Genomic DNA, 24,790 nt, shown 5'->3' with positions numbered 1-24,790 from the left:
AACAGTCCTTGGTCAGGAAGTCGAGGGCGACTAGTTGTTGATAAGTTCTGCGGCAACCGCCGCCAGATCGTCAAAAATCAAGGTGCCTACCGGCAGGTTTTTCGCCTGGGTCTTTTCGCCTTTTCCGGTTTTTACCAAAACTGGCTGAGAGTCGACGGCTTTGGCCGCCTCCAGGTCACCGAGACTGTCCCCGACGAACCATATCCCAGCCAGGGGCACCTTGTAATGTTCTGAAATGATTTTCAACATGCCAGGCTTGGGTTTGCGGCAATCGCAGCCCTCGTCCGGTCCATGGGGGCAGTACACAACCAGCCCCACCTCACCGCCCTGCTCTGCCACCAACGTGCGCAGGCGCGCGTGCATGGCGTCCAGGGTGGCGATGTCGTAGTAGCCGCGAGCGATGCCGGACTGGTTGGTAGCAATGGCTACCGTCCAGCCGGCCTTGCTCAACTGCGCGATGGCCTCGATCGAGCCGGGCAGCGGGATCCACTCCTCCACCGACTTGATGTAAGCGTCGGAGTCATAGTTGATCACCCCGTCCCGATCGAGAATCAGCAGTTTCAACATGATCAGCTCAGCGTCGAAATGTCAGCGATGTTGACGAACAAGCCGCGCAGGCGCGCCAACATGGCGTAGCGGTTTTTGCGCACGCCAGCATCTTCGGCATTGATCATCACCGCTTCGAAGAACGCATCCACCGGCTCACGCAAGGTGGCCAGGCGCGCCAGGGCTTCGGCGTAGTTGCGTTCGGCGATCAGCGGTTTCACTGCGTTCTCTGCCTTGGCAATGGCCGAGTTCAGCGAGAACTCCTTGGCATCGGCAAACAGGCCAGGGTCGACCTCGACAGAACCGGCGTTGTCGGCCTTGCTCAGCAGGTTCGACACACGCTTGTTCACGGCGGCCAGGGCATCGGCTTCTGGCAACTTGCGGAACGCTTGTACGGCTTGTACGCGTTGGTCGAAGTCCAGCGCCGAACCCGGTTGCAGGGCACGTACCGACAGGTAGACGGAAACGTCCACGCCTTCGTCTTCGTAGCGCGCACGCAGGCGGTCGAACACGAACTCCAGCACTTGCTCGGCCAAACCGGCTTGCTTGACCTTGCCACCGAACTGGCCAACCGCGAACACCACGGCCTGGGTCAGGTCGAGGTCCAGTTTCTTGTCGATCAGGATGCGCAGCACGCCCAGGGCCGCACGGCGCAGGGCATACGGGTCTTTGCTGCCGGTAGGCAACATGCCGATACCGAAGATACCGACCAGGGTGTCCAGCTTGTCGGCGATGGCTACGGCCGCACCGGTGAGGGTGCTTGGCAGCTCGGCACCGGCACCACGTGGCATGTACTGCTCGTTCAAGGCCAGGGCGACGTCTTCAGGCTCGCCGTCATTGAGCGCGTAGTAGTAACCGGCAACGCCTTGCATTTCCGGGAACTCGCCGACCATCTCGGTGGCCAGGTCGCATTTGCACAGCAGGCCGGCGCGCGCGGCCAGGGCAGCATCGCCGCCAATGCGTGGCGCGATGTAGGCCGCCAGCTTGGAAACCCGCACAGCCTTGTCGTAGACGCTGCCCAGCTTCTCTTGGAACACCACGTTCTGCAGGCGCAGGTTGAAGTCTTCGAGCTTTTGCTTCTTGTCTTGCTTGAAGAAGAACTCGGCGTCGGTCAGGCGCGGGCGCACGACTTTTTCGTTACCGGCGATGATCTGCTGCGGGTCCTTGCTTTCGATGTTGGCCACGGTGATAAAGCGCGGCAGCAACTTGCCATCCACGTCCAGCAGGCAGAAGTACTTCTGGTTGTCCTGCATGGTGGTGATCAGGGCTTCTTGCGGTACATCGAGGAAGCGCTCTTCAAACGAGCACACCAGCGGCACAGGCCACTCGACCAGCGCGGTCACTTCGTCGAGCAGGCTTGGCGGCACGATGGCGGTGCCTTCCTGCAGGCGGGCCAGCTCTTCGGTGCGCTTGCTGATCAGCTCGCGACGCTCGTTGGCATCGGCCAGCACATAGGCAGCGCGCAGGTCATTGAGGTAGTTGGCGGGTGCGCTGATACGCACGCTGTGCGGATGGTGGAAGCGATGACCACGGGAATCGCGGCCGGCCTTCTGGGCGAGGATGGTGCAATCGATGACGTCATCACCGAGCAGCATCACCAGCCATTGGGTCGGGCGTACGAATTCTTCTTTGCGCGCACCCCAGCGCATGCGCTTGGGAATCGGCAGGTCGTTCAGCGAGTCTTCAACGATGGTCGGCAGCAGGCTGGCGGTCGGCTTGCCGGTGATGACCTGGCTGAAACGCAGTTTCGGGCCGCTCTGGTCGATCTCGCTCAGCTCTACACCACACTTCTTGGCAAAACCCAGGGCGGCCTGGGTCGGGTTGCCGTCGGCATCGAAGGCAGCCTGGCGTGGCGGGCCGTCGAGGTTGATGCTGCGGTCCGGCTGCTGGGTTTGCAGCGCGGTCAGCAACACCGCCAGACGACGTGGCGCGGCGTAGACCTTCTTGGCTTCAAACGTCAGGCCGGCAGCCAGCAGACCTTTTTCGATACCGGCCAAAAATGCATCGGCCAGGGTGTTCAGGGCCTTGGGTGGCAGCTCTTCGGTGCCCAGTTCAACCAGGAAATCTTGAGCACTCATTGTGCAGCCTCCAGCTTAGCCAACACTTCATCACGCAAATCCGGGGTGGCCATCGGGAAGCCCAGCTTGGCGCGAGCCAGCAGGTAGGCTTGGGCGACGGCACGCGCCAGGGTGCGTACACGCAGGATGTATTGCTGGCGCGCGGTTACCGAGATGGCACGGCGGGCGTCCAGCAGGTTGAAGGTATGGGACGCCTTCAACACCATTTCATAGCTTGGCAACGGCAGCGGCTGGTCGAGTTCGATCAGGCGCTTGGCTTCGCTTTCATAGAAGTCGAACAGTTCGAACAGCTTCTCGACGTTGGCGTGTTCGAAGTTGTAGGTCGATTGCTCCACTTCGTTCTGGTGGAACACATCGCCGTAGGTCACTTTGCCGAACGGGCCGTCAGCCCACACCAGGTCGTAGACCGAGTCCACGCCTTGCAGGTACATGGCCAGGCGCTCAAGGCCGTAGGTGATCTCGCCGGTCACCGGGTAGCACTCGATGCCACCGGCTTGCTGGAAGTAAGTGAACTGCGTCACTTCCATGCCATTGAGCCAGACTTCCCAGCCCAGGCCCCAGGCGCCCAGGGTTGGCGACTCCCAGTTGTCTTCGACGAAACGGATGTCGTGGACCAGCGGGTCCAGGCCGACATGCTTCAACGAGCCCAGGTACAACTCCTGGAAGTTGTCCGGGTTCGGCTTGAGGACGACCTGGAACTGATAGTAGTGCTGCAGGCGGTTGGGGTTTTCGCCGTAGCGGCCGTCAGTCGGGCGACGACTGGGCTGCACATAAGCGGCGTTCCAGGTTTCCGGGCCGATGGCCCGCAGGAATGTTGCGGTGTGGAAAGTGCCGGCGCCTACTTCCATATCGTAGGGCTGAAGTACCACACAACCTTGCTCGGCCCAGTATTGCTGGAGGGCGAGGATCAAGTCTTGGAAGGTACGCACGGCTGGCGTAGGCTGGCTCACAAAATTCACCTGTTACTTGGGCTGCGATTTAAAGGGCGGCAGTATACCCGATTCGGCCCTGCCACCACTCCCTGGAGCCTTATGCCACGCTGCTTTTGGTGTTCTGAAGATCCGCTGTACATGGCTTATCACGATCAGGAGTGGGGAACGCCGCTGCGCGATGCGCAGGGTTTGTTTGAACTGCTTTTGCTCGAAGGGTTCCAGGCGGGCCTGTCCTGGATCACCGTTTTACGCAAACGCGAGCATTATCGGAAGGTCTTGTTTGGTTTTGATGCACAGCGTCTGGCGCAACTGACTGACGCCGAGATCGAAGCATTGATGCTCGATCCGGGCATCGTGCGCAACCGTCTCAAGCTCAACGCCACCCGGCGCAATGCCGCGGCCTGGCTGGCGCTAGAGGACCCGGTGGGGTTGCTCTGGTCGTTTGTCGGCGGCGTGCCCAAGGTCAACCATTTCAAGGACCGCAGCGAAGTCCCGGCGATTACGCCACAGGCCGAGGCCATGAGCAAAGCCCTCAAGAAAGCCGGCTTCACGTTCGTCGGGCCGACCATCTGCTACGCGTTCATGCAGGCCTCGGGCATGGTCATGGACCACACTCAGGACTGCGACCGTTACGCGGACTTGGTCAACGCCGGGTAGAATGGCGTACTTTGCGCACCGCACAACATCAGGAGTGACCTGTGGAAAAGTTAAAAGGCGCCTTGCTGGTAGGCGCTCTTCGGTTGTTTGCCTTGCTGCCCTGGCGCGCCGTCCAGGCGGTTGGCACGGCCATCGGCTGGATCATGTGGAAAACCCCCAACCGCTCCCGCGACACGGTGCGGATCAACCTCTCCAAGTGTTTCCCGGACATGGACCCGGCCGAGCGCGAGCGCCTGGTGGGCCAGAGCCTGATGGATATCGGTAAGTCCCTGACCGAAAGTGCCTGCGCCTGGATCTGGCCGGCCCAGCGCTCCATCGACCTGGTGCGCGAAGTCGAAGGCCTGGAGGTCCTGCATGAGGCGTTGGCTTCGGGCAAAGGTGTGGTGGGCATCACCAGTCACCTGGGCAACTGGGAAGTGTTGAACCACTTCTATTGCAGCCAGTGCAAACCGATCATTTTCTATCGTCCGCCCAAGCTCAAGGCGGTGGACGAACTGTTGCGCAAACAGCGTGTGCAATTGGGCAACCGTGTGGCGGCGTCCACCAAGGAAGGCATCCTCAGTGTGATCAAGGAAGTCCGCAAGGGCGGCCAGGTGGGGATCCCCGCTGACCCGGAACCGGCAGAGTCGGCCGGAATCTTCGTACCGTTCTTTGCCACCCAGGCGCTGACCAGCAAATTCGTGCCGAACATGCTCGCGGGTCATAAGGCGGTGGGTGTGTTCCTGCATGCCCTGCGGCTGCCGGATGGCTCGGGCTACAAAGTGATCCTGGAAGCGGCGCCGGAAGATATGTACAGCACCGACACGGCCACGTCCTGCGCGGCGATGAGCAAGGTGGTGGAACGTTATGTCGGGGCGTACCCGAGCCAGTACATGTGGAGCATGAAACGCTTCAAGAAACGCCCGCCGGGCGAGGCGCGCTGGTACTGATTCAAGGTCGACACAAAACCAATGTGGGAGCGAGCAAGCCCGCTCCCACATTTTGATTTTGGTTAAGCCAGGCGATCGAGTTTTTTCAGGAACACCGTCATCTCTTTTTCGGCCTGCTTGTCGCCATGGGCCAGGGCCGCTGCAATCCCCTGCTCCCACGCCAGCCGCGCCGCAGCGTTATCACCCAAACCCGCATGCGCCTTGCCCAACAGCTTCCACGCCGCCGAATACTTCGGATCGAACTCGACGCATTTTTGCAAATGCTCAGCCGCTTTGGCGTTGTCTTTCAGGTCCAGGTAACCCTTGCCCAAACCAAAGCGCAGCAGTGAGTTATCCACACCCTTGGCGAGCATTTTTTCCAGGGATTCGAGCATTTCAATCACTCCGTTTGATCAGAAGAAGCTCAACCCCACGTGGAACAGCTTCTCCACATCGCGGATATGTTTCTTATCCACCAGGAACAGAATCACATGGTCCCCTGTGGCGATTACCGTGTCGTCATGGGCGATGATCACTTCTTCATCCCGAATGATCGCGCCAATGGTGGTGCCCGGTGGCAAGCCGATATCGCGAATCGCCCGGCCGATCACCTTGCTCGACTTCGAGTCGCCATGGGCAATCGCTTCGATGGCTTCCGCCGCGCCTCGGCGCAGTGAGTGCACGCTGACGATATCGCCGCGCCGCACGTGGGCCAGCAAGGTGCCGATGGTCGCCAATTGCGGGCTGATGGCGATGTCGATGTCACCGCCCTGGATCAGGTCCACATAGGCCGGGTTGTTGATGATGGTCATCACTTTCTTGGCCCCCAGCCGCTTGGCCAGCAGCGACGACATGATGTTGGCTTCGTCGTCGTTGGTCAGGGCCAGGAAGATATCGGCGTCGGCGATGTTTTCTTCCATCAGCAGGTCGCGGTCCGAGGCGCTGCCTTGCAGGACCACGGTGCTGTCGAGGGTATCGGACAGATAGCGGCAGCGTGCAGGGTTCATCTCGATGATCTTCACCTGGTAGCGGCTTTCGATGGCCTCGGCCAGGCGCTCGCCAATCTGCCCGCCGCCCGCGATGACGATGCGCTTGTAGCTCTCGTCGAGCCGGCGCATTTCACTCATCACTGCACGAATATTGGCCTTGGCGGCGATGAAGAATACTTCGTCGTCGGCTTCGATCACCGTGTCGCCCTGGGGCAGGATCGGCCGGTCGCGGCGGAAAATCGCGGCCACGCGGGTATCTACGTTGGGCATGTGTTCGCGCAGTTGGCGCAATTGCTGGCCGACCAGCGGGCCGCCGTAGTAAGCCTTGACCGCGACCAGTTGCGCCTTGCCTTCGGCGAAATCGATCACCTGTAGCGCGCCGGGGATTTCGATCAGGCGCTTGATGTAGTGAGTGACCACTTGCTCCGGGCTGATCAGCACGTCTACCGGAATCGCGTCGTTGTCGAACAGGCCGGCGCGGGTCAGGTAGGCCGCTTCACGCACCCGGGCGATCTTGGTCGGGGTGTGGAACAGTGTATGGGCGACCTGGCAGGCGACCATGTTGGTCTCGTCGCTGTTGGTTACCGCCACCAGCATGTCGGCGTCATCGGCGCCGGCCTGGCGCAATACGGTCGGAAACGAGGCCCGCCCCTGCACCGTACGGATATCCAGGCGATCGCCCAGGCTTCGCAGGCGTTCGGCATCGGTGTCGACCACGGTAATGTCGTTGGCTTCACCGGCCAAGTGCTCGGCCAGCGTGCCGCCAACCTGCCCTGCTCCGAGGATGATGATCTTCATCCGTTCACTCCCTTAAAAACCATTCAACCGCGTGCAGCGGCAATCTTGATCAGCTTGGCGTAATAGAAGCCATCGTGCCCGCCTTCCTGCGCCAGCAACTGGCGGCCATGGGGCTGCTTGATGCCGGCTGTGGTGGCGATGTCCAACTCCCGTGCGCCGCTGGTGCGGGCGAGGAAGGCTTGGATCACCTCGGTGTTCTCGGTCGGCAACGTCGAACAGGTGGCGTAGAGCAGGATGCCACCGACTTCCAGCGTCGGCCACAACGCGTCCAGCAACTCGCCTTGCAGTACGGCCAGGGCGGCGATGTCATCGGGTTGGCGGGTCAGTTTGATATCCGGGTGGCGGCGGATCACGCCGGTGGCAGAGCACGGTGCGTCGAGCAGGATGCGCTGGAACGGTTTGCCATCCCACCAGGTGGCGGTGTCGCGACCGTCGGCGGCAATCAACTCGGCTTCCAGGCCCAGGCGTGCGAGGTTTTCGCGCACACGCACCAGGCGCTTGGCTTCCAGATCCACGGCAACCACGCCGGCCAGGCCCGGCTGGACTTCCATGATGTGGCAGGTCTTGCCGCCAGGCGCGCAGCAGGCGTCCAGCACCCGTTGGCCCGGCGCCAGGTCGAGCAGGTCGGCGGCCAGTTGCGCGGCTTCGTCCTGCACGCTTATCCAGCCTTCGGCAAAGCCTGGCAGGCTGCGTACATCACCTGCCGTTTCGAGCACGATACCGTCCTGGCTGTACACACAGGCGCTGGCATTGATGCCGGCATTTACCAGCAGCGTGAGATAGGTATCGCGGCTGTTGTGGCGGCGATTGACCCGCAGAATCATTGGCGGGTGGGCGTTGTTGGCAGCGCAGATGGCTTCCCACTGCTCTGGCCAGAACGCCTTGAGGGATTTTTGCAGCCAGCGTGGGTGCGCGGTGCGCACTACCGGGTCGTGCTCCAGTTCGGCCAGCAGGGCTTCGCTTTCACGCTGGGCGCGGCGTAACACAGCGTTGAGCAGGGCCTTGGCCCAGGGCTTTTTCAGCTTGTCGGCGCAGCCCACGGTTTCACCGATGGCGGCGTGGGCCGGCACGCGGCTGTAGAGCAGTTGGTAAAGCCCCACCAGCAGCAACGCCTCGACGTCGGCATCGGCGGCCTTGAACGGCTTTTGCAGCAACTTGGCGGCCAGGGCCGACAAACGCGGCTGCCAACGCGCGGTGCCAAATGCCAGGTCCTGGGTGAAACCGCGATCACGGTCTTCGACTTTATCCAGTTGCACCGGCAGCGAACTGTTCAGGGAAGCCTTGCCATTGAGCACGGCGGCCAGGGCCTTGGCGGCGGCCAAACGCGGGTTCATCAAGCGTCCACTCCAAGGATGATGCCGGGGGCAAATTTCTCACGACGGCTGTTGAGCAAATCGCTGAAGTTCAGCGCCTTGCCGCCAGGCAATTGCAGACGGGTCAGACACAAGGCCTGCTCCCCGCACGCTACCAGCAGGCCATCCTTGCTGGCACCGATGATTTCACCGGGCGCGCCATGGCCTTCGGCCAGGTTGGCGGCGAGGACTTTCAGCGCTTCGCCATTGAGGGTGCTGTGGCAGATCGGCCACGGGTTGAAGGCACGTACCAGGCGCTCCAGCTCAACGGCCGGGCGGCGCCAGTCGATGCGCGCTTCGTCCTTGTTCAGCTTGTGGGCGTAGGTGGCGAGGCTGTCGTCCTGCACTTGGCCTTCCAAGGTGCCGGCAGCGAGGCCGGCAATCGCCTGGATCACCGCAGGCGGGCCCATCTCGGCCAGGCGGTCATGCAGGCTGCCGCCGGTGTCTTGAGCCGTGATTGGCGTGGTGACTTTAAGCAGCATCGGGCCCGTGTCCAGGCCGGCCTCCATGCGCATTACCGTCACGCCGCTTTCGGCGTCACCGGCTTGCACCGCACGTTGGATCGGTGCGGCGCCGCGCCAGCGTGGCAGCAGCGAGGCGTGGCTGTTGATGCAGCCCAGGCGTGGAATATCCAGCACCGCTTGCGGCAGGATCAGGCCGTACGCCACCACTACCAGCAAGTCAGGCTTCAGCGCGGCCAGTTCAGCCTGGGCCTCTGCATTACGCAGTGTCGGCGGCTGCAGCACGGTAATGCCGTTCTCCAAGGCCAGTTGCTTGACCGGGCTGGGCATCAGTTTTTGCCCACGGCCGGCCGGCCGATCCGGCTGGGTGTACACCGCGACGATTTCATAAGGGCTGGCAAGCAGGGCCTTGAGGTGTTCGGCGGCAAATTCGGGGGTGCCGGCAAAAACGATGCGCAGTGGCTCGGTCATGGGAAACGTCTCACAAAAGAAAAAGGCTTGCCGGAGCAAGCCTTTGAAAGAAGGGAATCAAGCTTGCTGGCGATGCTTCTTTTCCAGTTTCTTCTTGATCCGGTCGCGTTTGAGCGTGGACAGGTAATCGACAAACAGCTTGCCGTTGAGGTGGTCACACTCATGCTGGATACACACCGCCAGCAGGCCTTCGGCAATCAGCTCGAATGGCTTGCCGTCGCGGTCCAGGGCCTTGATCTTGACGCGCAGCGGGCGTTCGACGTTCTCGTAGAACTCCGGCACCGACAGGCAACCTTCCTGGTACTCGCCCATCTCTTCGGTCAACGGCTCGAACTCGGGGTTGATGTACACCATCGGTTCGCTGCGGTCTTCGGACAGGTCCATGACCACCACGCGCAGGTGCACGTTGACCTGGGTCGCGGCAAGGCCGATGCCCGGGGCTTCATACATTGTTTCAAACATGTCATCGACCAACTGACGAACCTTGTCGTCCACTACGGCCACCGGTTTGGCGATAGTGCGCAGGCGCGAGTCCGGGAATTCGAGGATGTTCAAAATAGCCATAAGCGTAATTGCTGCACATGTGAGGTAAAGGCAAATCGGCGTCGGGGTACAACCCGCATGGCCGGTGTGAAACGCTCGCAAGCCGCGAAGGCCAAGGCATTTCACGCGAACGCACATAATAAAGGAGATTGCCCCCGTGAGGAAATCGCTACTCGTCTTCAAAACGTGCCGCCAGGTTGGGCGGCAATAACCAGTTGCAATAATTAGCCTGCTAAAGAAGTTACCAACAGAGTTATCCACAGCTTGTTCCTGATCAAGGATGATCATATGTCAGTAATCCAGACCCCGGATATTTCCCCTGCCGAGCTCGAAGCCCGCCTGCGTTTGCACCGCATGCCGGAGCTGGGTCCCAGGCGTTTCAAAACATTGATCGAAGCCTTTGGCTGCGCCTCGAAAGCCATCGGCGCCCCAGCCAGTGCCTGGCGTTCGCTGGGGTTGCCGGCAGCCTGCGCCGAGGCCCGGCGCAGTGCGCAAGTGCGCGATGGCGCCAGCGTTGCATTGGCCTGGCTAGAGCGTCCGGCCCAACATTTGCTGATGTGGGACCAGCCCGACTACCCGGCGTTGCTGGCCGAGTTGGACGACGCGCCACCGTTGTTATTCGTGGCCGGAACCCCTGCCATCCTGGAAAAACCGCAGTTGGCCATGGTTGGCAGCCGACGTGCGTCCAGGCCCGGAATGGATACGGCGGCGGCCTTTTCCCGCAGCCTGGCGAGTGCCGGTTTTGTCATCACCAGCGGCCTGGCCCTGGGCATTGATGGGGCGGCCCACCAAGCGGCATTAGATGTCGGTGGTCAGACAATCGGGGTGTTGGGCACTGGCCTGGAAAATTTTTATCCACAGCGTCACCGACGGCTTGCCGAGGCGATGATTGCCCAGGGCAGCGCGGTGGTTTCCGAGTTCCCACTGGACGCCGGTCCCCAGGCCGGCAACTTCCCACGGCGCAACCGCATTATCAGTGGCCTGTCCCTGGGCGTGCTGGTGGTAGAGGCCAGTGTTGCCAGTGGTTCGCTGATCACCGCACGGCTGGCTGCCGAACAGGGGCGCGAGGTGTATGCAATACCGGGGTCGATTCATCATCCCGGCGCCAGAGGCTGCCATCAATTGATCCGCGATGGCGCAGTGCTGGTGGAAACCATCGAACACATCCTTGAAGGCTTGCGCGGTTGGCAGGCGTTATCGCGGCCTGCGCCAATGGCGGTAACCCATCCGCTGGTGGCGCTGTTGCACGCCGCGCCCCAGACCAGCGAAGGCTTGGCCATTGCCAGTGGCCAGACCTTGTCCCAGGTGTTGGCGAGCCTCACCGAACTGGAGCTTGCGGGCCGGGTGATCTGCGAAAGTGGTCGCTGGTTTGCGCGCAGTTAGGTTTTGTAACGAAGATCGGTAAACTGCGCAGAGCTTTAGTCCGGAGAGTAAGTAATGGTCAACAGGTGGCGTGTGCAACAAGCCGCACGAGAGATTCGCGCAGGCGCGGTGATTGCCTATCCGACCGAGGCCGTGTGGGGCCTGGGCTGCGATCCGTGGAACGAGGACGCGGTGGATCGTTTGCTGGCGATCAAGGGTCGCTCGGTGGACAAGGGCTTGATCCTGATCGCTGACAATATCCGGCAATTCGACTTTCTGTTCGAAGACTTCCCGGACACCTGGATCGACCGCATGGCCAGTACCTGGCCTGGGCCCAATACCTGGCTGGTGCCTCACCAGGACTTATTGCCTGAATGGATTACCGGTGTGCATGACACGGTGGCATTGCGGGTCAGTGATCATCCGCTGGTGCGCGATTTGTGCTCGCTGGTGGGGCCGCTGATTTCCACCTCTGCCAACCCACAAGGCCGACCGGCGGCGCGTTCGCGGATCCGGGTGGAGCAGTATTTCCGTGGTCAGGTGGATCTGGTGTTGGGTGGCAGCCTGGGTGGGCGCAAGAACCCGAGTTTGATTCGGGATCTGGCAACGGGCGAGGTGCGGCGCCCGTCTTGAGACCGCGGTGCAGCCATCGCGGGCAAGCCCGCTCCCACATTCGAGCGCATTCCCATGTTGGAAATCGGGCGAATGTGGGAGCGGTCTGCCAAACAACCGAGATCTTATGGCAAGAGAATGGTCGACCCAGTGGTCCGCCGCCCCGACAACTCCACCTGCGCCTTCGCCGCCTCTGCCAACGAATAACGCTGGTTGATATCAATCCGCACCTTGCCACTTTCGATCATGGCAAACAGGTCATCGGCCATGGCCTGCAGGTTCTGCGGATTGTTGGCGTAGGTCGCCAGCGTCGGCCGGGTCACGTACAGCGAGCCTTTCGCCGCCAGAATCCCCAGGTTAACCCCGTCCACCGCGCCCGACGCATTGCCGAAACTCACCAGCAGGCCACGGGGCGCGACGCTGTCCAGTGAGGCGAGCCAGGTGTCCTTGCCCACGCCGTCATACACCACCGGGCACTTCTTGCCGTCGGTCAGCTCCAGCACGCGCTGCGGGACATTTTCATGGCTGTAGTCGATGGTTTCCCAGGCGCCGAGGGATTTGGCCAAGGCGGCTTTTTCCGGCGAACTGACCGTGCCGATCAGCTTCACGCCCAGGGCCTTGGCCCATTGGCAGGCCAGGGAGCCGACGCCACCGGCAGCGGCGTGGAACAGAATGGTTTCACCGCCTTTGAGTTCATAGGTCTGGCGCAACAGGTATTGCACCGTCAGGCCCTTGAGCATGGCGCCAGCGGCCTGTTCGAAGCTGATCGCGTCTGGCAGATGCACCAGGTTGGCCGCGGGTAGCACATGCAGTTCGCTATAGGCACCCAGTGGGCCGCTGCCGTAGGCCACGCGGTCGCCGACCTTGAACTGCGTGACTTCGCTGCCCACCGCATCCACCACGCCAGCACCTTCGGCGCCCAGGCCCGAGGGCAAGGCCGGTGGTGCATACAGGCCGCTGCGGTAATAGGTGTCGATAAAATTCAGGCCAATGGCCTTGTTGCGCACACGGACCTGTTGCGGGCCCGGTTCTGCCGGCGTGTAGTCCACATACTCAAGTACTTCGGGGCCGCCGTGGGCGCTGAACTGGATACGTCTGGCCATCTGCTCTGTCCTCAAGTCAATTTCGTGAAGGGCTCCTATCGGACTCCTATGCTTGATCTTCGTCAACTGTGGCAGCGCCCGGCGCGGTGGTATCCTGTGCGCCCCTTTGCCGCCGACGCCCAATGGCCTCGCGTAGCTTTGCCCGATTCAAGGTGATGCCATGACTACCCGCACCGAGGCTGTAAAAGCCTACCTGCTCGACCTGCAAGACCGCATTTGCAGCGCCCTGGAAACCTTCGAGACGCATACCCGCTTTATCGAAGACGCCTGGACCCGGCCTGCCGGTGGCGGCGGTCGCACCCGTGTGATCGAAAATGGCGCGGTGATTGAGAAAGGCGGCGTCAACTTTTCCCACGTGTTCGGCAGCGGTCTGCCACCGTCCGCCAGCGCCCACCGCCCGGAACTCGCCGGACGCGGTTTTGAAGCCCTCGGCGTATCGCTGGTGATCCACCCGCATAACCCACATGTGCCGACGTCCCACGCCAATGTGCGATTTTTCATCGCCGAGAAGGAAGGTGAAGAACCTGTGTGGTGGTTCGGTGGTGGCTTCGACCTGACGCCCTACTACGGCAACGAAGAGGACTGCATCCACTGGCACCGCGTGGCCGAGCAGGCCTGCGCGCCGTTCGGTGCAGACGTTTACCCACGCTACAAGGCCTGGTGCGACAGCTACTTCCACATCAAGCATCGCAACGAGCCCCGTGGTATCGGCGGCCTGTTCTTCGATGACTTGAACGAATGGGACTTCGACACCTGCTTCGCCTTCATACGTGCCATTGGCGATGCCTACATCGACGCCTACCTGCCGATCGTCCAGCGCCGTCAAGCGATGGCCTACACCGAGGAGCAGCGCCAGTTCCAGGAGTTCCGCCGGGGTCGCTATGTGGAATTCAACCTGGTCTACGACCGTGGCACGCTGTTTGGCCTGCAGTCGGGTGGGCGTACCGAGTCGATCCTGATGTCGCTGCCACCGCAAGTGCGCTGGAGCTATGACTGGAAGGCTACCGCCGGCAGCGAAGAAGCCCGCCTGACCGACTACTTCCTGCAAGACCGTGACTGGCTCGGCCTTGCTGCGCCCCAGGTGGCCAGCTGATGGATCGTTATGTGGTGTTCGGCAACCCCATCGGTCACAGCAAGTCGCCGCTGATTCATCGCCTGTTTGCCGAGCAGACCGGTGAGGCGTTGGACTACAGCACGTTGCTGGCGCCACTGGAGGATTTCACCGGCTGCGCTCGCGAATTTTTCCAGCAAGGGCGCGGCGCCAACGTCACCGTACCGTTCAAGGAAGAAGCCTATCGCCTGGCCAATGCCCTGACCGAGCGCGCCCAGCGTGCCGGCGCGGTGAACACCCTGAGCAAGCTGGCCGATGGCAGCCTGTTGGGCGATAACACCGATGGCGCCGGCCTGGTACGCGACCTGACCGTCAACGCCGGCCTGAGCCTGACGGGCAAGCGCATCCTGTTGCTCGGCGCCGGTGGCGCGGTGCGCGGTGCACTGGAGCCACTGCTGGCGCAACAACCCGCTTCGCTGATCATCGCCAACCGCACCGTGGAAAAAGCCGAGTTGCTGGCCGAGCTGTTCGACGACCTGGGGCCGGTGTCCGCCAGCGGTTTTGATTGGCTGAGTGAGCCGGTGGACCTGATCATCAATGCCACCTCGGCCAGTCTGTCAGGCGATGTACCGCCGATTGCCAGTAGCTTGATCGAACCAGGCAAGACCTTTTGCTACGACATGATGTACGCCAAGGAGCCGACCGCATTCTGCCGCTGGGCCACAGGGCACGGCGCCGTGGTGGCGATGGACGGCTTGGGCATGCTGGTGGAGCAGGCGGCGGAAGCCTTCTACCTGTGGCGTGGCGTGCGGCCGGATTCGGCGCCGGTGCTGGCTGAACTGCGCAAACTACTGGCGGCTAACTAATTCTAATGTGGGAGCTGGCTTGCCTGCGATAGCGGTGGGTCAGCGCCGGATGTGCCAACTGATACACCGCTATCGCAGGCAAGCCAGCTCCTACAGTGTTTGACCGTGTCAGTCTTCGAAATGGATCGGGCACTTGTCGGCCCCTTCCAGTTTCTTCAACTCCTCGACCACCTGCGGCCGCGCCCGGCGCAACGTCAGGCTACGCCCCAACCCGCGCAACCGGCGTGCTTCCTGGTGCAGCATCTCCACCCCGGAATAGTCGATAAAGTTGATCTGCTGCGCCTCGATCACCACCCGCTGGCCTTGCAGGCGCTGCAAGCGCACTTGCAGGTAATGGCTGGCGCCAAAGAAAATCGAGCCGCCGACCCGCAACACATCGTCTTCACCGTCACGCAACTGCTGGACCCGCGGCTGCGACGTCCGCTTGAGGTAGAAAAACAGCGACGCCAGCACCCCGGCATAGATCGCCGTTTGCAACTCCAGCAGCAGCGTGGCCAGGCAGGTCAGGCCCATCACCACACACTCTGCCCGGCTGACCCGCCACAACGCGCGGATGCCGCGATGATCCACCAGGCCCCAGCAGATCAACAGGATGCTGGCGGCCATGCTCGGGATTGGAATGTGCGTAATCAACGTCGCGCCGAACAGCGCAAACAGCGCGACCCACAATGCCGAAAATACCCCCGCCAGCGGCGAACAGGCGCCCGCCTCATAACTCAGGCCCGAGCGGGTGAAGGAACCGGCCGACAGGTAGCCCGAGAAAAATCCGCCGACGATGTTGGATAAGCCTTGGGCACGCACTTCCTGATTGGCGTCGAGCAATTGCTGCGAACGCGCCGACAGCGAGCGGGCAATCGACAGGCTGGTCACCAGCCCCAGCATGCCCACCGCCACGGCACTGGGCAGCAGGCGCAGGATCATGTCCACATCCAGCGGCAATGGGCTGAACGGCGGCAGTTGGCCGACAAACGCACTGACCCGCGCCACATGCCCGAACATCGCCGGCCACAACCACGCCGCCAGGCTGCCCAGGACCAGCGCAATCAGCAGGCTCGGCCAGCGCGGCGCCCAGTATTTGAGCAGCACGCCCACCAGCAAGGTGCCGAGCCCAAGGGCCAGTGAGGGGCGATCCCACTCGCCGCCGTGGTCGATCAACGCCAGCAGGCTGTTGAACGCCGTGCCCTGGCTGGGCAGGTCCAGCCCCATCAGGTTGGGTAATTGGCCCAGGGCAATGACCACCGCAGCGCCGAGGGTGAAGCCGAGCACGACGGAATGGGAGACGAAATTGACCAATGCGCCAAAGCGCAGCATGCCCAATAGCCATTGGAAGACCCCGGCCAGAAACGTCAGCAGCAGGATCAGGGTGATGTAGTCCTGGGAGCCGGGCACCGCCAGCGGACTGATACTGGCGTAGAGCACAATGGAAATCGCTGCCGTCGGGCCGCAGATCAGATGCCAGGACGAGCCCCACAGGCAGGCAATCAGCACCGGGATGATCGCTGCATACAGGCCGTATTCGGGAGGCAGGCCGGCGATCAGGGCATAGGCGATCGATTGCGGCAAGGCCAGCACCGCGCCGCTGAGGCCGACCAGCGCATCCCGGCTGACGCTGGCGCGGGTCTGGCGTGGTAGCCAGCGCAGGAATGGGAGCAGAGTGTGGGGCCGGGACATGGATCGCTCGAAATACTGTAGGAGCGAGCTTGCTCGCGAAGATGGGTAACGATAACGCGGGTTGTCTGAAAAAACGCGGCGTTTTCGAGTGCTTCGCCGGCAAGCCGGCCCCTACAGGGGATGGGTTTTAGAGTTTGGCTTTGACCGCCGCCAATGCGTCCTGGCCATCGAGGGTTTGAACCCCCTCCAGCCACGTGTCCAATACCGCCGGGTTGGCCTTGATCCACGCCTTCGCCGCTTCGCTATTGCTGACCTTGTTGTTCACCACCTCGGCCATGATGCTGTTCTCCATGTCCTGGGTAAATTTAAGGTTGGTCAGCAGTCTGGCCACATTCGGGCAGGTCTGTGCATAACCTTTGCGCGTCAGGGTGTACACGCTGCCGGTGTCGCCGAAGTATTTTTCCCCGCCCTTGAGGTAACGCATCTTCAGTTGCACGTTCATTGGGTGCGGTGTCCAGCCGAGGAAGGTGACGAAGCGCTCGCGCTTCACCGCCCGGGAGACTTCGGCGAGCATCGCCTGTTCGCTGGACTCGATCAGTTTCCACTGCCCCAGCTCAAAGTCGTTTTTCTTGATGATTTCGTGCAGCGAGAGATTGGCCGGCGCGCCGGAGCCAATGCCATAGATCTTCTTGTCGAACTTGTCGGCAAATTTACTCAGGTCGGCAAAGTCATGCACTCCGGCTTCCCACACATAGTCCGGCACCGCGAGGGTGAACTCTGTGCCTTCGAGGTTCTTGGCCAGTTGCACCACATCGCCATTGGCCACGAACTTGTCGTAGAAACCCTGCTGCGCCGGCATCCAGTTGCCCATAAACACATCCACCTGGCCGTCCTTGAGCCCACCAAAGGTAATCGGCACCGCCAGGGTGTCGACCTTGGCCTTGTAACCCATGCCGTTCAATAAAAAGCCGGTAATGGCATTGGTGGCGGCAATGTCGCTCCAACCCGGATCGGCCATCTTCACCGTCTCGCAATGGGCGTCGGCATACACCTGGGTAGCACTTAACAACAGTACGGCACTCACGGCTGTGGATAACTTTTGCATGGCCTTCCCCTCATTGGTTTTATTGGTTTTGGCAGGGTTGTGGATAACGTGCCTTGCGCTCCAGATCATCGAGGTCGATGTGGTTGCGCATGTATTGCTGGCTGGCGTCGACCAGTGGCTGGTGGTCCCAGCTCTTGAGTTTGCCCACCGCCAGCGCCTGGCTGACCAGGCGACGGCGGCGTTGGCTGGCGAGCACCTGCTGGTGGATCGCCGGGATGTCCCATTTGGCCCGTGCTTCAGCCAGGAACGCCTCAAACAGAGGGCGATGCTGTGCTGACTGGCTGAGTTCTTCCTGTTCACGCGGGTCGTTATGCACATCGAACAGCAGGCACGGATCATCCTCGCTGTAGATGAATTTGTAGGCGCCCCGGCGAATCATCATCAGCGGCCCGATGGTGCCTTCGGCCATGTATTCGCCGAACACTTCGTCATGCCCGCCCTGCCCCAGCAAGTGCGGGACCAGCGAGCGGCCGTCCAGGGGCAGGTGGGCGTCCAGTTCGCCGCCGGCCAGTTCCACCAGGGTCGGCAGCAGGTCGGCGGTGGACACGGCCGCACTCACCCGCCCGGCCGAAAATTGCCCCGGCGCACTGACCAGCAGCGGCACCCGCGCGGCCATTTCAAACCAGTGCATTTTGTACCAGAGCCCGCGTTCGCCGAGCATGTCGCCGTGGTCGCCGGAGAACACAATGATGGTGTCTTCCGCCAGGCCAGTGTCCTGCAGGGTTTGCAAGAGTTTGCCGACGTTGCTGTCGATATAGCTGCATGCCCCGAAGTAGGCACGCCGCGCATCGCGGATCTTATCCACAGGCAGCGGTTTGTCCCACAGGTCGTAGACTTTGAGCAGGCGCTGGGAATGCGGGTCCAGGTCCGCCTGGGCCGGCGTTGTAGGCATCGGGATGTCGTCATCGTCGTACAGATCCCAGAACGGCTTGGGAATGGTGTACGGGTCGTGGGGATGAGTCATGGAAACTGTAAGGCAGAACGGCTGGTCGCCGTCCTCGCGAATATGGTCGAACAGGTACTGCTGGGCCTTGAACACCACCTCTTCGTCGAAATCCAGCTGGTTGGTGCGCACGCACGGGCCGGCTTGCAGCACCGACGACATGTTGTGATACCAGGTGGGGCGCACATCCGGCTCGTCCCAGTTCACCGCCCAGCCATAGTCGGCGGGGTAGATATCGCTGGTGAGGCGCTCTTCATAGCCGTGCAGCTGGTCCGGCCCGCAGAAATGCATCTTGCCCGACAGCGCCGTGCGATAGCCGAGGCGACGCAGGTAGTGGGCGTAGGTCGGTACATCGGCGGGGAAATCCGCCGCATTGTCGTAGGCACCGATCTTGCTCGGCAACTGGCCGCTGACCAGGGTAAAACGCGACGGCGCACACAGTGGGCTGTTGCAGTACGCGGCATCGAACACCACGCCTTGGGCGGCGAGGCGGCTCAGGTTCGGCAGCTTGATCGGCGAAGGACCGTAGAAGGGCAGCAACGGCGCGGCCATTTGATCGGCCATGATGAAAAGAATGTTCTTGCGCTTCATGGTTTCGCAGCATTCCATAGTCAATGTTTATGCGATTGAGCATGCGGGCCATGGAAAACGTGGTAAAGCCCATGAAAAGCAATGTCTAGGATAAGTGCCGCTTATGTATGAAGCCCTGGGAAACCTGTCGCTGGACCTGCTGCGGGCCTTTGAAGCCGCCGCCCGCCATCGCAGCTTCACGGCGGCGGCGATGGAGTTGGGCACCACCCAGCCGGCCGTCAGCCAGCAGATCAAGCGCCTGGAGGAACAACTGGCGGTGCGTCTGTTTGACCGTATCTACCGAGGCATCGAATTGACGGATGCAGGCGTGTTGCTGTTCGAACACGTCCAGGCCGGCTTGCAGAGCATCAACACGGGCCTGAGCACGATCACCCAACAGGATCAGCACGAAGTGCTGCAAGTGGCCACCGACTTTGCCTTCGCCGCCTATTGGTTGATGCCGCGCCTGCATCGCTTTCACGAAGCCAACCCGCAGGTGGATGTGAGCCTGGTCACCAGCGAGCGCAATCACGCGACCTTGCGCAGCGATATCGACGTGGCGGTGCTGTTTGGTGACGGTCGCTTCAAGCAGGGCGACAGCCAGTGGCTGTTCAACGAAGAAGTGTTTCCGGTGTGCAGCCCGCAACTGCTCAAGGGCCGCACCGCGCCGTTGTCGTTGCAGAGCCTGCAAGCGTTGCCGTTGCTGCACCTGCGCCAGGAGAACAACAGTCAGTGGTTCGACTGGAGCGGCGTATTTCGCGAACTGGGGATCAGCGCCGCGCCGACCCCGGGGCCGCTGCGCTTCGACAATTACACGCTGCTGATCCAGGCGGCGATTGCCGGCCAGGGCGTGGCCATCGGCTGGCGCCACCTGGTGGATAACCTGTTGGAGCAAAAGTGGCTGTGCCGCCCGATTGGCGACACGGTGATCTCGCGCTTTGGGTATTACGTGGTATTGCCCCAGCGTAAGCGGCGCGGACAGTTGATCGAGCGGTTTGTCGACTGGCTGGTGGCCGAGCAGGCCAGCAGCGCGCAATCGCTGGCCGGGCTGGCCCTGCCGTCGATTGCGGTCTAGGATCGGCCGATCAACGAGCCCGGAGCCAGTCATGCAACGTATCAAGGGCTATCACGCCCACATCTACTTCGACGCCAGCACGATCGACCAGGCGCGCAAGCTTTGTGAAAGCGCGGCGGCCATCTTCCCGGTGCGCATGGGGCGCATGCATGAGCGTCCGGTGGGCCCGCATCCGGACTGGAGCTGCCAGCTGGCGTTCGATCCCCAATACATCGGCGTGGCGCTGCCGTGGCTGGCGCTCAATCGCAACGGGCTGGTGGTGTTCTTGCACCCCGATACCGGTGATGACCTGAAGGACCACACCGACTACGCGATCTGGATGGGCGCGATGCGGCCCTTGGATCTGTCGATTTTTTAAGCCGTTTCTGTCAGCGAATCCCCACGTTCATGTGCGATGAAAAGCACGATGGCGTGGGGATTTTCTTTGTGTTGTTCCAGTATATGGGATTGATATTTATATATTGAGATATTTCTGGCCTTAGGTTTATAGTCGGCCCTCTGCAACATTTCAGGTGAAGCGATGCCGGCGCAATTGATCGCGCTCGATTGGGGAACCAGTTCCCTTCGTGCCTACAAACTCGGCTCTGGTGGCCAGGTCCTCGAACAGCGTTCGCTGGCGTCGGGGATCATGCATTTACCCAGTGAACCGCGGCTGATTGCCGGTGTTCACAGCAGCAACGGTTTTGAACTGGCCTTCGATGCGGCCTGCGGCGACTGGCTCGACGCCCAGCCCGATCTGCCGGTGATTGCCTGCGGCATGGTCGGCAGCGCCCAGGGTTGGAGCGAAGCGGCTTATCGCAATACGCCTGTCGACGTCTCCAGCCTGGGCCAGGCGCTGCACAAGGTGCGCAGCCTGCGCGGTGTCGATGTGCATATCGTGCCCGGCGTGATCGAGCAGGTCGGTTTGCCCAACGTGATGCGCGGCGAAGAAACCCAGGTGCTCGGCGTGCTGCAAAACCTGCCGGCCAGCGGTGAGTTATTGATCGGCTTGCCCGGCAGCCATTCCAAGTGGGTCGAGGTGGTCGACGGCTGCATCACCCACTTCGACACGTTTATGACTGGTGAGCTGTTCGCGGTGTTGGGCAAGCACAGCATTCTCGGACGTACGCAAAAGATTGCCGGGCAGTTCCAGGCCGACGCCTTTGATCGAGGCGTGCGTGTGGCGCTGTCACAGGATGGCCAGCGCGGTGTGCTGTCGACGCTATTCAGCGCGCGCACCCTGGGACTGACCGCCGAACTGGCCCCCGAGCAGCAGCCGGATTACCTCTCCGGCTTGCTGATCGGCCATGAACTGGCCGGCTTGCCCGACCGTTCCCGCAACACGCCGATCATTTTGGTAGGCGCCAGCGCCCTCTGTGCCCGTTATCAACGCGCCCTCGCCCTGTGTGGTTTCAGCCAAGTCAGCCTCGCGCAAGAAGCGACCGAGCGCGGCCTCTGGCAATTGGCGCTGGCCGCCGGGCTCACTCAACCTGCAATCGAGGCCTGACATGCTCAAGCAAGCACTCACACACAACGGTTTGATCGCAATCCTGCGGGGCCTGCGCCCGGATGAGGCCGCAGCTGTCGGCCAAGTGTTGTACCAGGCCGGGTTCCGGGTGATCGAAGTGCCGCTCAACTCGCCCGATCCCTACACCAGCATCCGCATCTTGCGTGAGACCTTGCCCGCCGATTGCCTGATCGGGGCCGGCACCGTGCTGACGCCGGAACAGGTCGGGCAGGTGAAGGCGGCCGGTGGCCAGGTCATCGTCATGCCGCACAGCGATGCCAAGGTGTTGCGTGCCGCGAAAGCCGCGGGCCTGTACCTGTCGCCCGGTGTTGCGACGCCGACCGAAGCCTTTGCCGCCCTGGCCGAAGGTGCCGATGTGCTGAAGCTGTTCCCGGCCGAGCAAATGGGCCCGGCGGTGATCAAGGCCTGGCTGGCGGTGTTGCCGGCCGGCACGGTGTTGCTGCCGGTAGGCGGGATAACCCCGGACAACATGCAGGTCTTCGTCGACGCCGGGGCCAAGGGTTTTGGCTTGGGCTCCGGGCTGTTCAAGCCTGGCATGACGGTCGATCAGGTGGCGAGCCGTGCCCAGGCTTATGTCGCTGCCTGGAACGCCTTGAACTGAGTGTGCCTGGCACCCAGGCGCTGCATCCGACAAGAGAGACAAGAAGATGAAAATCACCAAACTGACCACCTTTATCGTGCCGCCGCGCTGGTGCTTCCTCAAAGTGGAAACCGACCAGGGCGTGACCGGTTGGGGTGAGCCTGTGGTTGAAGGCCGCGCCCACACCGTAGCGGCGGCGGTCGAGGAACTGTCCGACTACTTGATCGGCAAAGACCCACGCAATATCGAAGATATCTGGACGGTGCTCTATCGCGGCGGCTTCTACCGTGGCGGCGCGATTCATATGAGTGCTCTCGCTGGCATCGACCAGGCGCTGTGGGACATCAAGGGCAAGGCCCTCGGTGTGTCGGTCAGCGACCTGCTGGGCGGCCAGGTGCGGGACAAGATCCGCGTCTATTCGTGGATCGGCGGCGACCGTCCGGCCGACACTGCCCGCGCGGCCAAGGAAGCCGTGGCCCGTGGGTTTACGGCGGTGAAGATGAACGGCACCGAAGAGCTGCAGTTTCTCGACACCTTTGACAAGGTTGACCAAGCCCTGGCCAATGTCGCCGCCGTGCGCGATGCGGTCGGCCCGAATGTCGGCATCGGCGTGGACTTCCACGGCCGGGTCCACAAGCCTATGGCCAAGGTGCTGATGAAAGAGCTGGACCCGTACAAGCTGATGTTTATCGAAGAACCGGTACTGAGCGAAAACTACGAAGCGCTCAAGGAGCTGGCACCTTTGACCAGCACCCCGATTGCCCTGGGTGAGCGATTGTTCTCACGCTGGGATTTCAAGCGCGTGCTCAGCGAAGGTTACGTCGACATCATCCAGCCGGATGCGTCCCACGCCGGGGGCATCACCGAAACCCGCAAGATCGCCAACATGGCCGAGGCCTACGACGTGGCCCTGGCCCTGCACTGCCCGCTGGGGCCGATTGCCCTGGCGGCGTGCCTGCAACTGGACGCGGTTTGCTACAACGCGTTTATCCAGGAACAAAGCCTGGGCATTCACTACAACGAGAGCAACGACTTGCTCGATTACGTACGCGACCCCGGTGTTTTCGACTACGACCAGGGCTTTGTGAAGATCCCCAACGGGCCGGGGCTGGGGATTGAGATCAACGAGGAATATGTGATTGAACGGGCCGCCATCGGCCATCGCTGGCGCAACCCGATCTGGCGGCATGCCGATGGCAGCTTCGCCGAATGGTGATTTTTGCCTAATGGAACGCGGTCCGTGTGGGAGCGAGCAAGCCCGCTCCCACACGGAATACGGTTTCTTCAGTCAAATTGTTCAGACCTCAATAAACATAATAAGAGGCTCCCCCCATGCAACCTGAAACCCTCACCGGCCAGGCGTCTTTAGTCACGCCCAGCCGCAAGCGTTACTTCATCATGGTCCTGCTGTTTATCACGGTGGTGATCAACTACCTGGACCGCAGCAACCTGTCGATTGCCGCGCCGGCCCTGACCAGCGAGCTGGGCATCGACCCGGTGCATGTGGGGCTGATCTTCTCGGCGTTCGGCTGGACCTACGCCGCCATGCAAATCCCCGGCGGCTGGCTGGTGGACCGGGTGCCGCCGCGCATTCTCTACACCGTCGCCCTGCTGTTGTGGTCCATCGCCACAGTGATGCTGGGATTTGCCGCCAGCTTTATCGCCCTGTTCGTGCTGCGCATGGCAGTAGGTGCCCTGGAGGCGCCGGCCTATCCGATCAACAGCCGGGTGGTCACCAGTTGGTTTCCCGAGCGTGAGCGCGCGACGGCCATTGGCTTCTATACCTCCGGGCAGTTTGTCGGACTGGCGTTCCTCACCCCCGTCCTGGCCTGGTTGCAGCACCACTATGGCTGGCACATGGTGTTTATCAGCACGGGGGCGGTGGGCATCTTGTGGGCGGTGGTCTGGTACGCGGTCTACCGTGAGCCTCGGGACTTCAAGGGCATCAACAGTGCGGAAATCGAGCTGATCCGCGACGGCGGCGGGCTGGTGGACCTCAGCGCTCAAGTGGCCAAGCGCAAGACGCCGTTCAGTTGGGTCGACCTGGGCATCGTTCTGACTAAACGCAAGCTGTGGGGCATCTACCTGGGCCAGTTCTGCCTGAACTCGACCCTGTGGTTTTTCCTGACATGGTTCCCGACCTACCTGGTGAAATATCGCGGCATGGACTTCATCAAGTCCGGCCTGCTCGCCTCGTTGCCGTTCCTTGCGGCGTTTGTCGGTGTGTTGTGTTCCGGGCTGTTTTCCGACTGGCTGATCCGCCGTGGTGCCTCGGTAGGTTTTGCGCGCAAGTTGCCGATCATCAGCGGCTTGCTGATCTCCACGGCGATCATCGGCGCCAACTTCGTCGACTCGACGCCGTTGGTGATTGCGTTCCTCGCGGTGGCGTTTTTCGGCAACGGCCTGGCCTCGATCACCTGGTCGCTGGTCTCGACCCTGGCGCCGGCGCGGTTGTTGGGATTAACGGGTGGGGTGTTCAACTTCATCGGCAATCTGGCGGCGATCACCACGCCCATCGTGATTGGCTTTCTGGCCACGGGCGATTCGTTTGCGCCGGCGATTACCTACATTGCAGTGCTGGCGCTGCTGGGGGCGCTGTCCTACATATTGCTGGTGGGTAAGGTCGAACGTATCGAACTGAAGGAATAAAGCTGTTGTAGGAGCGAGCTT

At 61.8% G+C, this 24,790-nt stretch carries 24 protein-coding genes; 12 read left to right on the top strand and 12 right to left on the bottom strand.

Annotation, left to right across the window (positions count from 1 at the left end):
* Positions 1 to 30 precede the first annotated feature (30 nt).
* The 3 genes from gmhB to glyQ are packed head-to-tail and all read right to left on the bottom strand — an operon-like array spanning position 31 to position 3,574.
* Positions 31 to 570: a D-glycero-beta-D-manno-heptose 1,7-bisphosphate 7-phosphatase gene (gene gmhB / locus BFQ03_RS03405; RefSeq protein WP_169870889.1), complete on the bottom strand. Its 540-nt coding sequence runs from the start codon at positions 568 to 570 to the stop codon at positions 31 to 33.
* On the bottom strand, positions 570 to 2,624 hold the full coding sequence (gene glyS, locus BFQ03_RS03400; RefSeq protein ID WP_032857153.1) for a glycine--tRNA ligase subunit beta: 2,055 nt from the start codon (positions 2,622 to 2,624) through the stop codon (positions 570 to 572). Before glyS ends, gmhB begins: the two co-directional genes overlap by 1 nt.
* Positions 2,621 to 3,574, bottom strand: a complete 954-nt coding sequence (gene glyQ / locus BFQ03_RS03395; protein WP_032857150.1) for a glycine--tRNA ligase subunit alpha — start codon at positions 3,572 to 3,574, stop codon at positions 2,621 to 2,623. The genes glyS and glyQ overlap by 4 nt, the downstream gene beginning before the upstream one ends.
* An 81-nt stretch (positions 3,575 to 3,655) precedes the next feature.
* Between glyQ and tag the strand changes: the two genes are divergently transcribed.
* Both tag and BFQ03_RS03385 read left to right on the top strand, forming a co-directional pair.
* Positions 3,656 to 4,213, top strand: a complete 558-nt coding sequence (gene tag, locus BFQ03_RS03390; protein WP_032857147.1) for a DNA-3-methyladenine glycosylase I — start codon at positions 3,656 to 3,658, stop codon at positions 4,211 to 4,213.
* Between the two features lie 41 nt (positions 4,214 to 4,254).
* A complete protein-coding gene (locus tag BFQ03_RS03385; RefSeq protein WP_032857144.1) occupies positions 4,255 to 5,142 on the top strand; it encodes a lysophospholipid acyltransferase in 888 nt (295 codons plus the stop codon).
* A gap of 62 nt (positions 5,143 to 5,204) precedes the next feature.
* On the opposite strand, the gene BFQ03_RS03380 is transcribed toward BFQ03_RS03385, so the two are convergent.
* From BFQ03_RS03380 to def, 5 genes are read right to left on the bottom strand one after another with little or no spacing between them, the layout of a single operon-like run.
* Positions 5,205 to 5,516: a hypothetical protein gene (locus BFQ03_RS03380; protein ID WP_032857142.1), complete on the bottom strand. Its 312-nt coding sequence runs from the start codon at positions 5,514 to 5,516 to the stop codon at positions 5,205 to 5,207.
* Positions 5,517 to 5,534: 18 nt separating this feature from the next.
* On the bottom strand, positions 5,535 to 6,908 hold the full coding sequence (gene trkA / locus BFQ03_RS03375) for a Trk system potassium transporter TrkA (RefSeq protein WP_032857141.1): 1,374 nt from the start codon (positions 6,906 to 6,908) through the stop codon (positions 5,535 to 5,537).
* 23 nt (positions 6,909 to 6,931) lie between these two features.
* Positions 6,932 to 8,242, bottom strand: a complete 1,311-nt coding sequence (gene rsmB / locus BFQ03_RS03370) for a 16S rRNA (cytosine(967)-C(5))-methyltransferase RsmB (protein ID WP_065942474.1) — start codon at positions 8,240 to 8,242, stop codon at positions 6,932 to 6,934.
* A complete protein-coding gene (gene fmt, locus BFQ03_RS03365; RefSeq protein ID WP_032857137.1) occupies positions 8,242 to 9,192 on the bottom strand; it encodes a methionyl-tRNA formyltransferase in 951 nt (316 codons plus the stop codon). Before fmt ends, rsmB begins: the two co-directional genes overlap by 1 nt.
* Positions 9,193 to 9,249: 57 nt before the next feature.
* Positions 9,250 to 9,756 (bottom strand): peptide deformylase, encoded by a 507-nt coding sequence (gene def, locus BFQ03_RS03360; RefSeq protein WP_032857135.1) that lies wholly within the window; start codon positions 9,754 to 9,756, stop codon positions 9,250 to 9,252.
* 267 nt (positions 9,757 to 10,023) lie between these two features.
* Here def and dprA point away from each other — a divergent pair, with 267 nt between their 5' ends.
* Complete coding sequence (gene dprA / locus BFQ03_RS03355) at positions 10,024 to 11,118, top strand: DNA-processing protein DprA (RefSeq protein ID WP_032857134.1); 1,095 nt, start codon at positions 10,024 to 10,026, stop codon at positions 11,116 to 11,118.
* Between the two features lie 54 nt (positions 11,119 to 11,172).
* Entirely contained in the window at positions 11,173 to 11,730 is a 558-nt protein-coding gene (locus tag BFQ03_RS03350; RefSeq protein WP_032857133.1) for an L-threonylcarbamoyladenylate synthase type 1 TsaC, read from the top strand.
* A gap of 104 nt (positions 11,731 to 11,834) precedes the next feature.
* Here the strand turns inward: BFQ03_RS03350 and BFQ03_RS03345 are convergent, their stop codons facing one another.
* A complete protein-coding gene (locus tag BFQ03_RS03345) occupies positions 11,835 to 12,812 on the bottom strand; it encodes an NADPH:quinone reductase (protein WP_032857132.1) in 978 nt (325 codons plus the stop codon).
* A 160-nt stretch (positions 12,813 to 12,972) separates the two neighbouring features.
* Here BFQ03_RS03345 and hemF point away from each other — a divergent pair, with 160 nt between their 5' ends.
* Positions 12,973 to 13,905, top strand: coding sequence for an oxygen-dependent coproporphyrinogen oxidase (hemF, locus tag BFQ03_RS03340; protein ID WP_032857131.1), 933 nt, complete (start codon positions 12,973 to 12,975; stop codon positions 13,903 to 13,905).
* A complete protein-coding gene (aroE, locus tag BFQ03_RS03335) occupies positions 13,905 to 14,729 on the top strand; it encodes a shikimate dehydrogenase (protein WP_065942473.1) in 825 nt (274 codons plus the stop codon). Before hemF ends, aroE begins: the two co-directional genes overlap by 1 nt.
* 108 nt (positions 14,730 to 14,837) lie before the next feature.
* On the opposite strand, the gene BFQ03_RS03330 is transcribed toward aroE, so the two are convergent.
* The 3 genes from BFQ03_RS03330 to betC form a co-directional block, all read right to left on the bottom strand.
* A complete protein-coding gene (locus tag BFQ03_RS03330) occupies positions 14,838 to 16,400 on the bottom strand; it encodes a SulP family inorganic anion transporter (RefSeq protein WP_065942472.1) in 1,563 nt (520 codons plus the stop codon).
* Positions 16,401 to 16,527: 127 nt separating this feature from the next.
* Positions 16,528 to 17,445, bottom strand: a complete 918-nt coding sequence (choX, locus tag BFQ03_RS03325) for a choline ABC transporter substrate-binding protein (protein ID WP_065942471.1) — start codon at positions 17,443 to 17,445, stop codon at positions 16,528 to 16,530.
* A 19-nt stretch (positions 17,446 to 17,464) separates the two neighbouring features.
* Positions 17,465 to 18,979: a choline-sulfatase gene (gene betC, locus BFQ03_RS03320; RefSeq protein ID WP_065942470.1), complete on the bottom strand. Its 1,515-nt coding sequence runs from the start codon at positions 18,977 to 18,979 to the stop codon at positions 17,465 to 17,467.
* Positions 18,980 to 19,082: 103 nt separating this feature from the next.
* On the opposite strand from betC, the gene BFQ03_RS03315 reads away from it, so the two are divergent.
* The 6 genes from BFQ03_RS03315 to BFQ03_RS03290 all read left to right on the top strand — a co-directional run bounded on the left by BFQ03_RS03315 (position 19,083) and on the right by BFQ03_RS03290 (position 24,769).
* Positions 19,083 to 20,033, top strand: coding sequence for a choline sulfate utilization transcriptional regulator (locus tag BFQ03_RS03315; RefSeq protein ID WP_065942469.1), 951 nt, complete (start codon positions 19,083 to 19,085; stop codon positions 20,031 to 20,033).
* A gap of 31 nt (positions 20,034 to 20,064) precedes the next feature.
* Positions 20,065 to 20,391, top strand: coding sequence for a DOPA 4,5-dioxygenase family protein (locus tag BFQ03_RS03310; protein ID WP_032857125.1), 327 nt, complete (start codon positions 20,065 to 20,067; stop codon positions 20,389 to 20,391).
* A 162-nt stretch (positions 20,392 to 20,553) separates the two neighbouring features.
* Positions 20,554 to 21,519, top strand: a complete 966-nt coding sequence (locus tag BFQ03_RS03305) for a 2-dehydro-3-deoxygalactonokinase (RefSeq protein ID WP_065942468.1) — start codon at positions 20,554 to 20,556, stop codon at positions 21,517 to 21,519.
* Between the two features lies 1 nt (position 21,520).
* Positions 21,521 to 22,141: a 2-dehydro-3-deoxy-6-phosphogalactonate aldolase gene (locus tag BFQ03_RS03300; RefSeq protein ID WP_032857123.1), complete on the top strand. Its 621-nt coding sequence runs from the start codon at positions 21,521 to 21,523 to the stop codon at positions 22,139 to 22,141.
* 46 nt (positions 22,142 to 22,187) lie between these two features.
* The gene (gene dgoD / locus BFQ03_RS03295; RefSeq protein ID WP_032857121.1) at positions 22,188 to 23,336 is read left to right on the top strand and encodes a galactonate dehydratase; all 1,149 of its coding nucleotides are present in this window, start codon (positions 22,188 to 22,190) and stop codon (positions 23,334 to 23,336) included.
* A 116-nt stretch (positions 23,337 to 23,452) separates the two neighbouring features.
* Positions 23,453 to 24,769, top strand: coding sequence for an MFS transporter (locus tag BFQ03_RS03290; protein ID WP_065942467.1), 1,317 nt, complete (start codon positions 23,453 to 23,455; stop codon positions 24,767 to 24,769).
* The last annotated feature ends 21 nt before the right edge of the window (positions 24,770 to 24,790 follow it).

Source organism: Pseudomonas sp. 25 R 14, assembly GCF_900004755.1.
GTDB lineage: Bacteria > Pseudomonadota > Gammaproteobacteria > Pseudomonadales > Pseudomonadaceae > Aquipseudomonas > Aquipseudomonas brenneri.
Note: the sequence above shows the minus strand (reverse complement) of the source record. Positions and strands in the feature narration are given on the sequence as shown.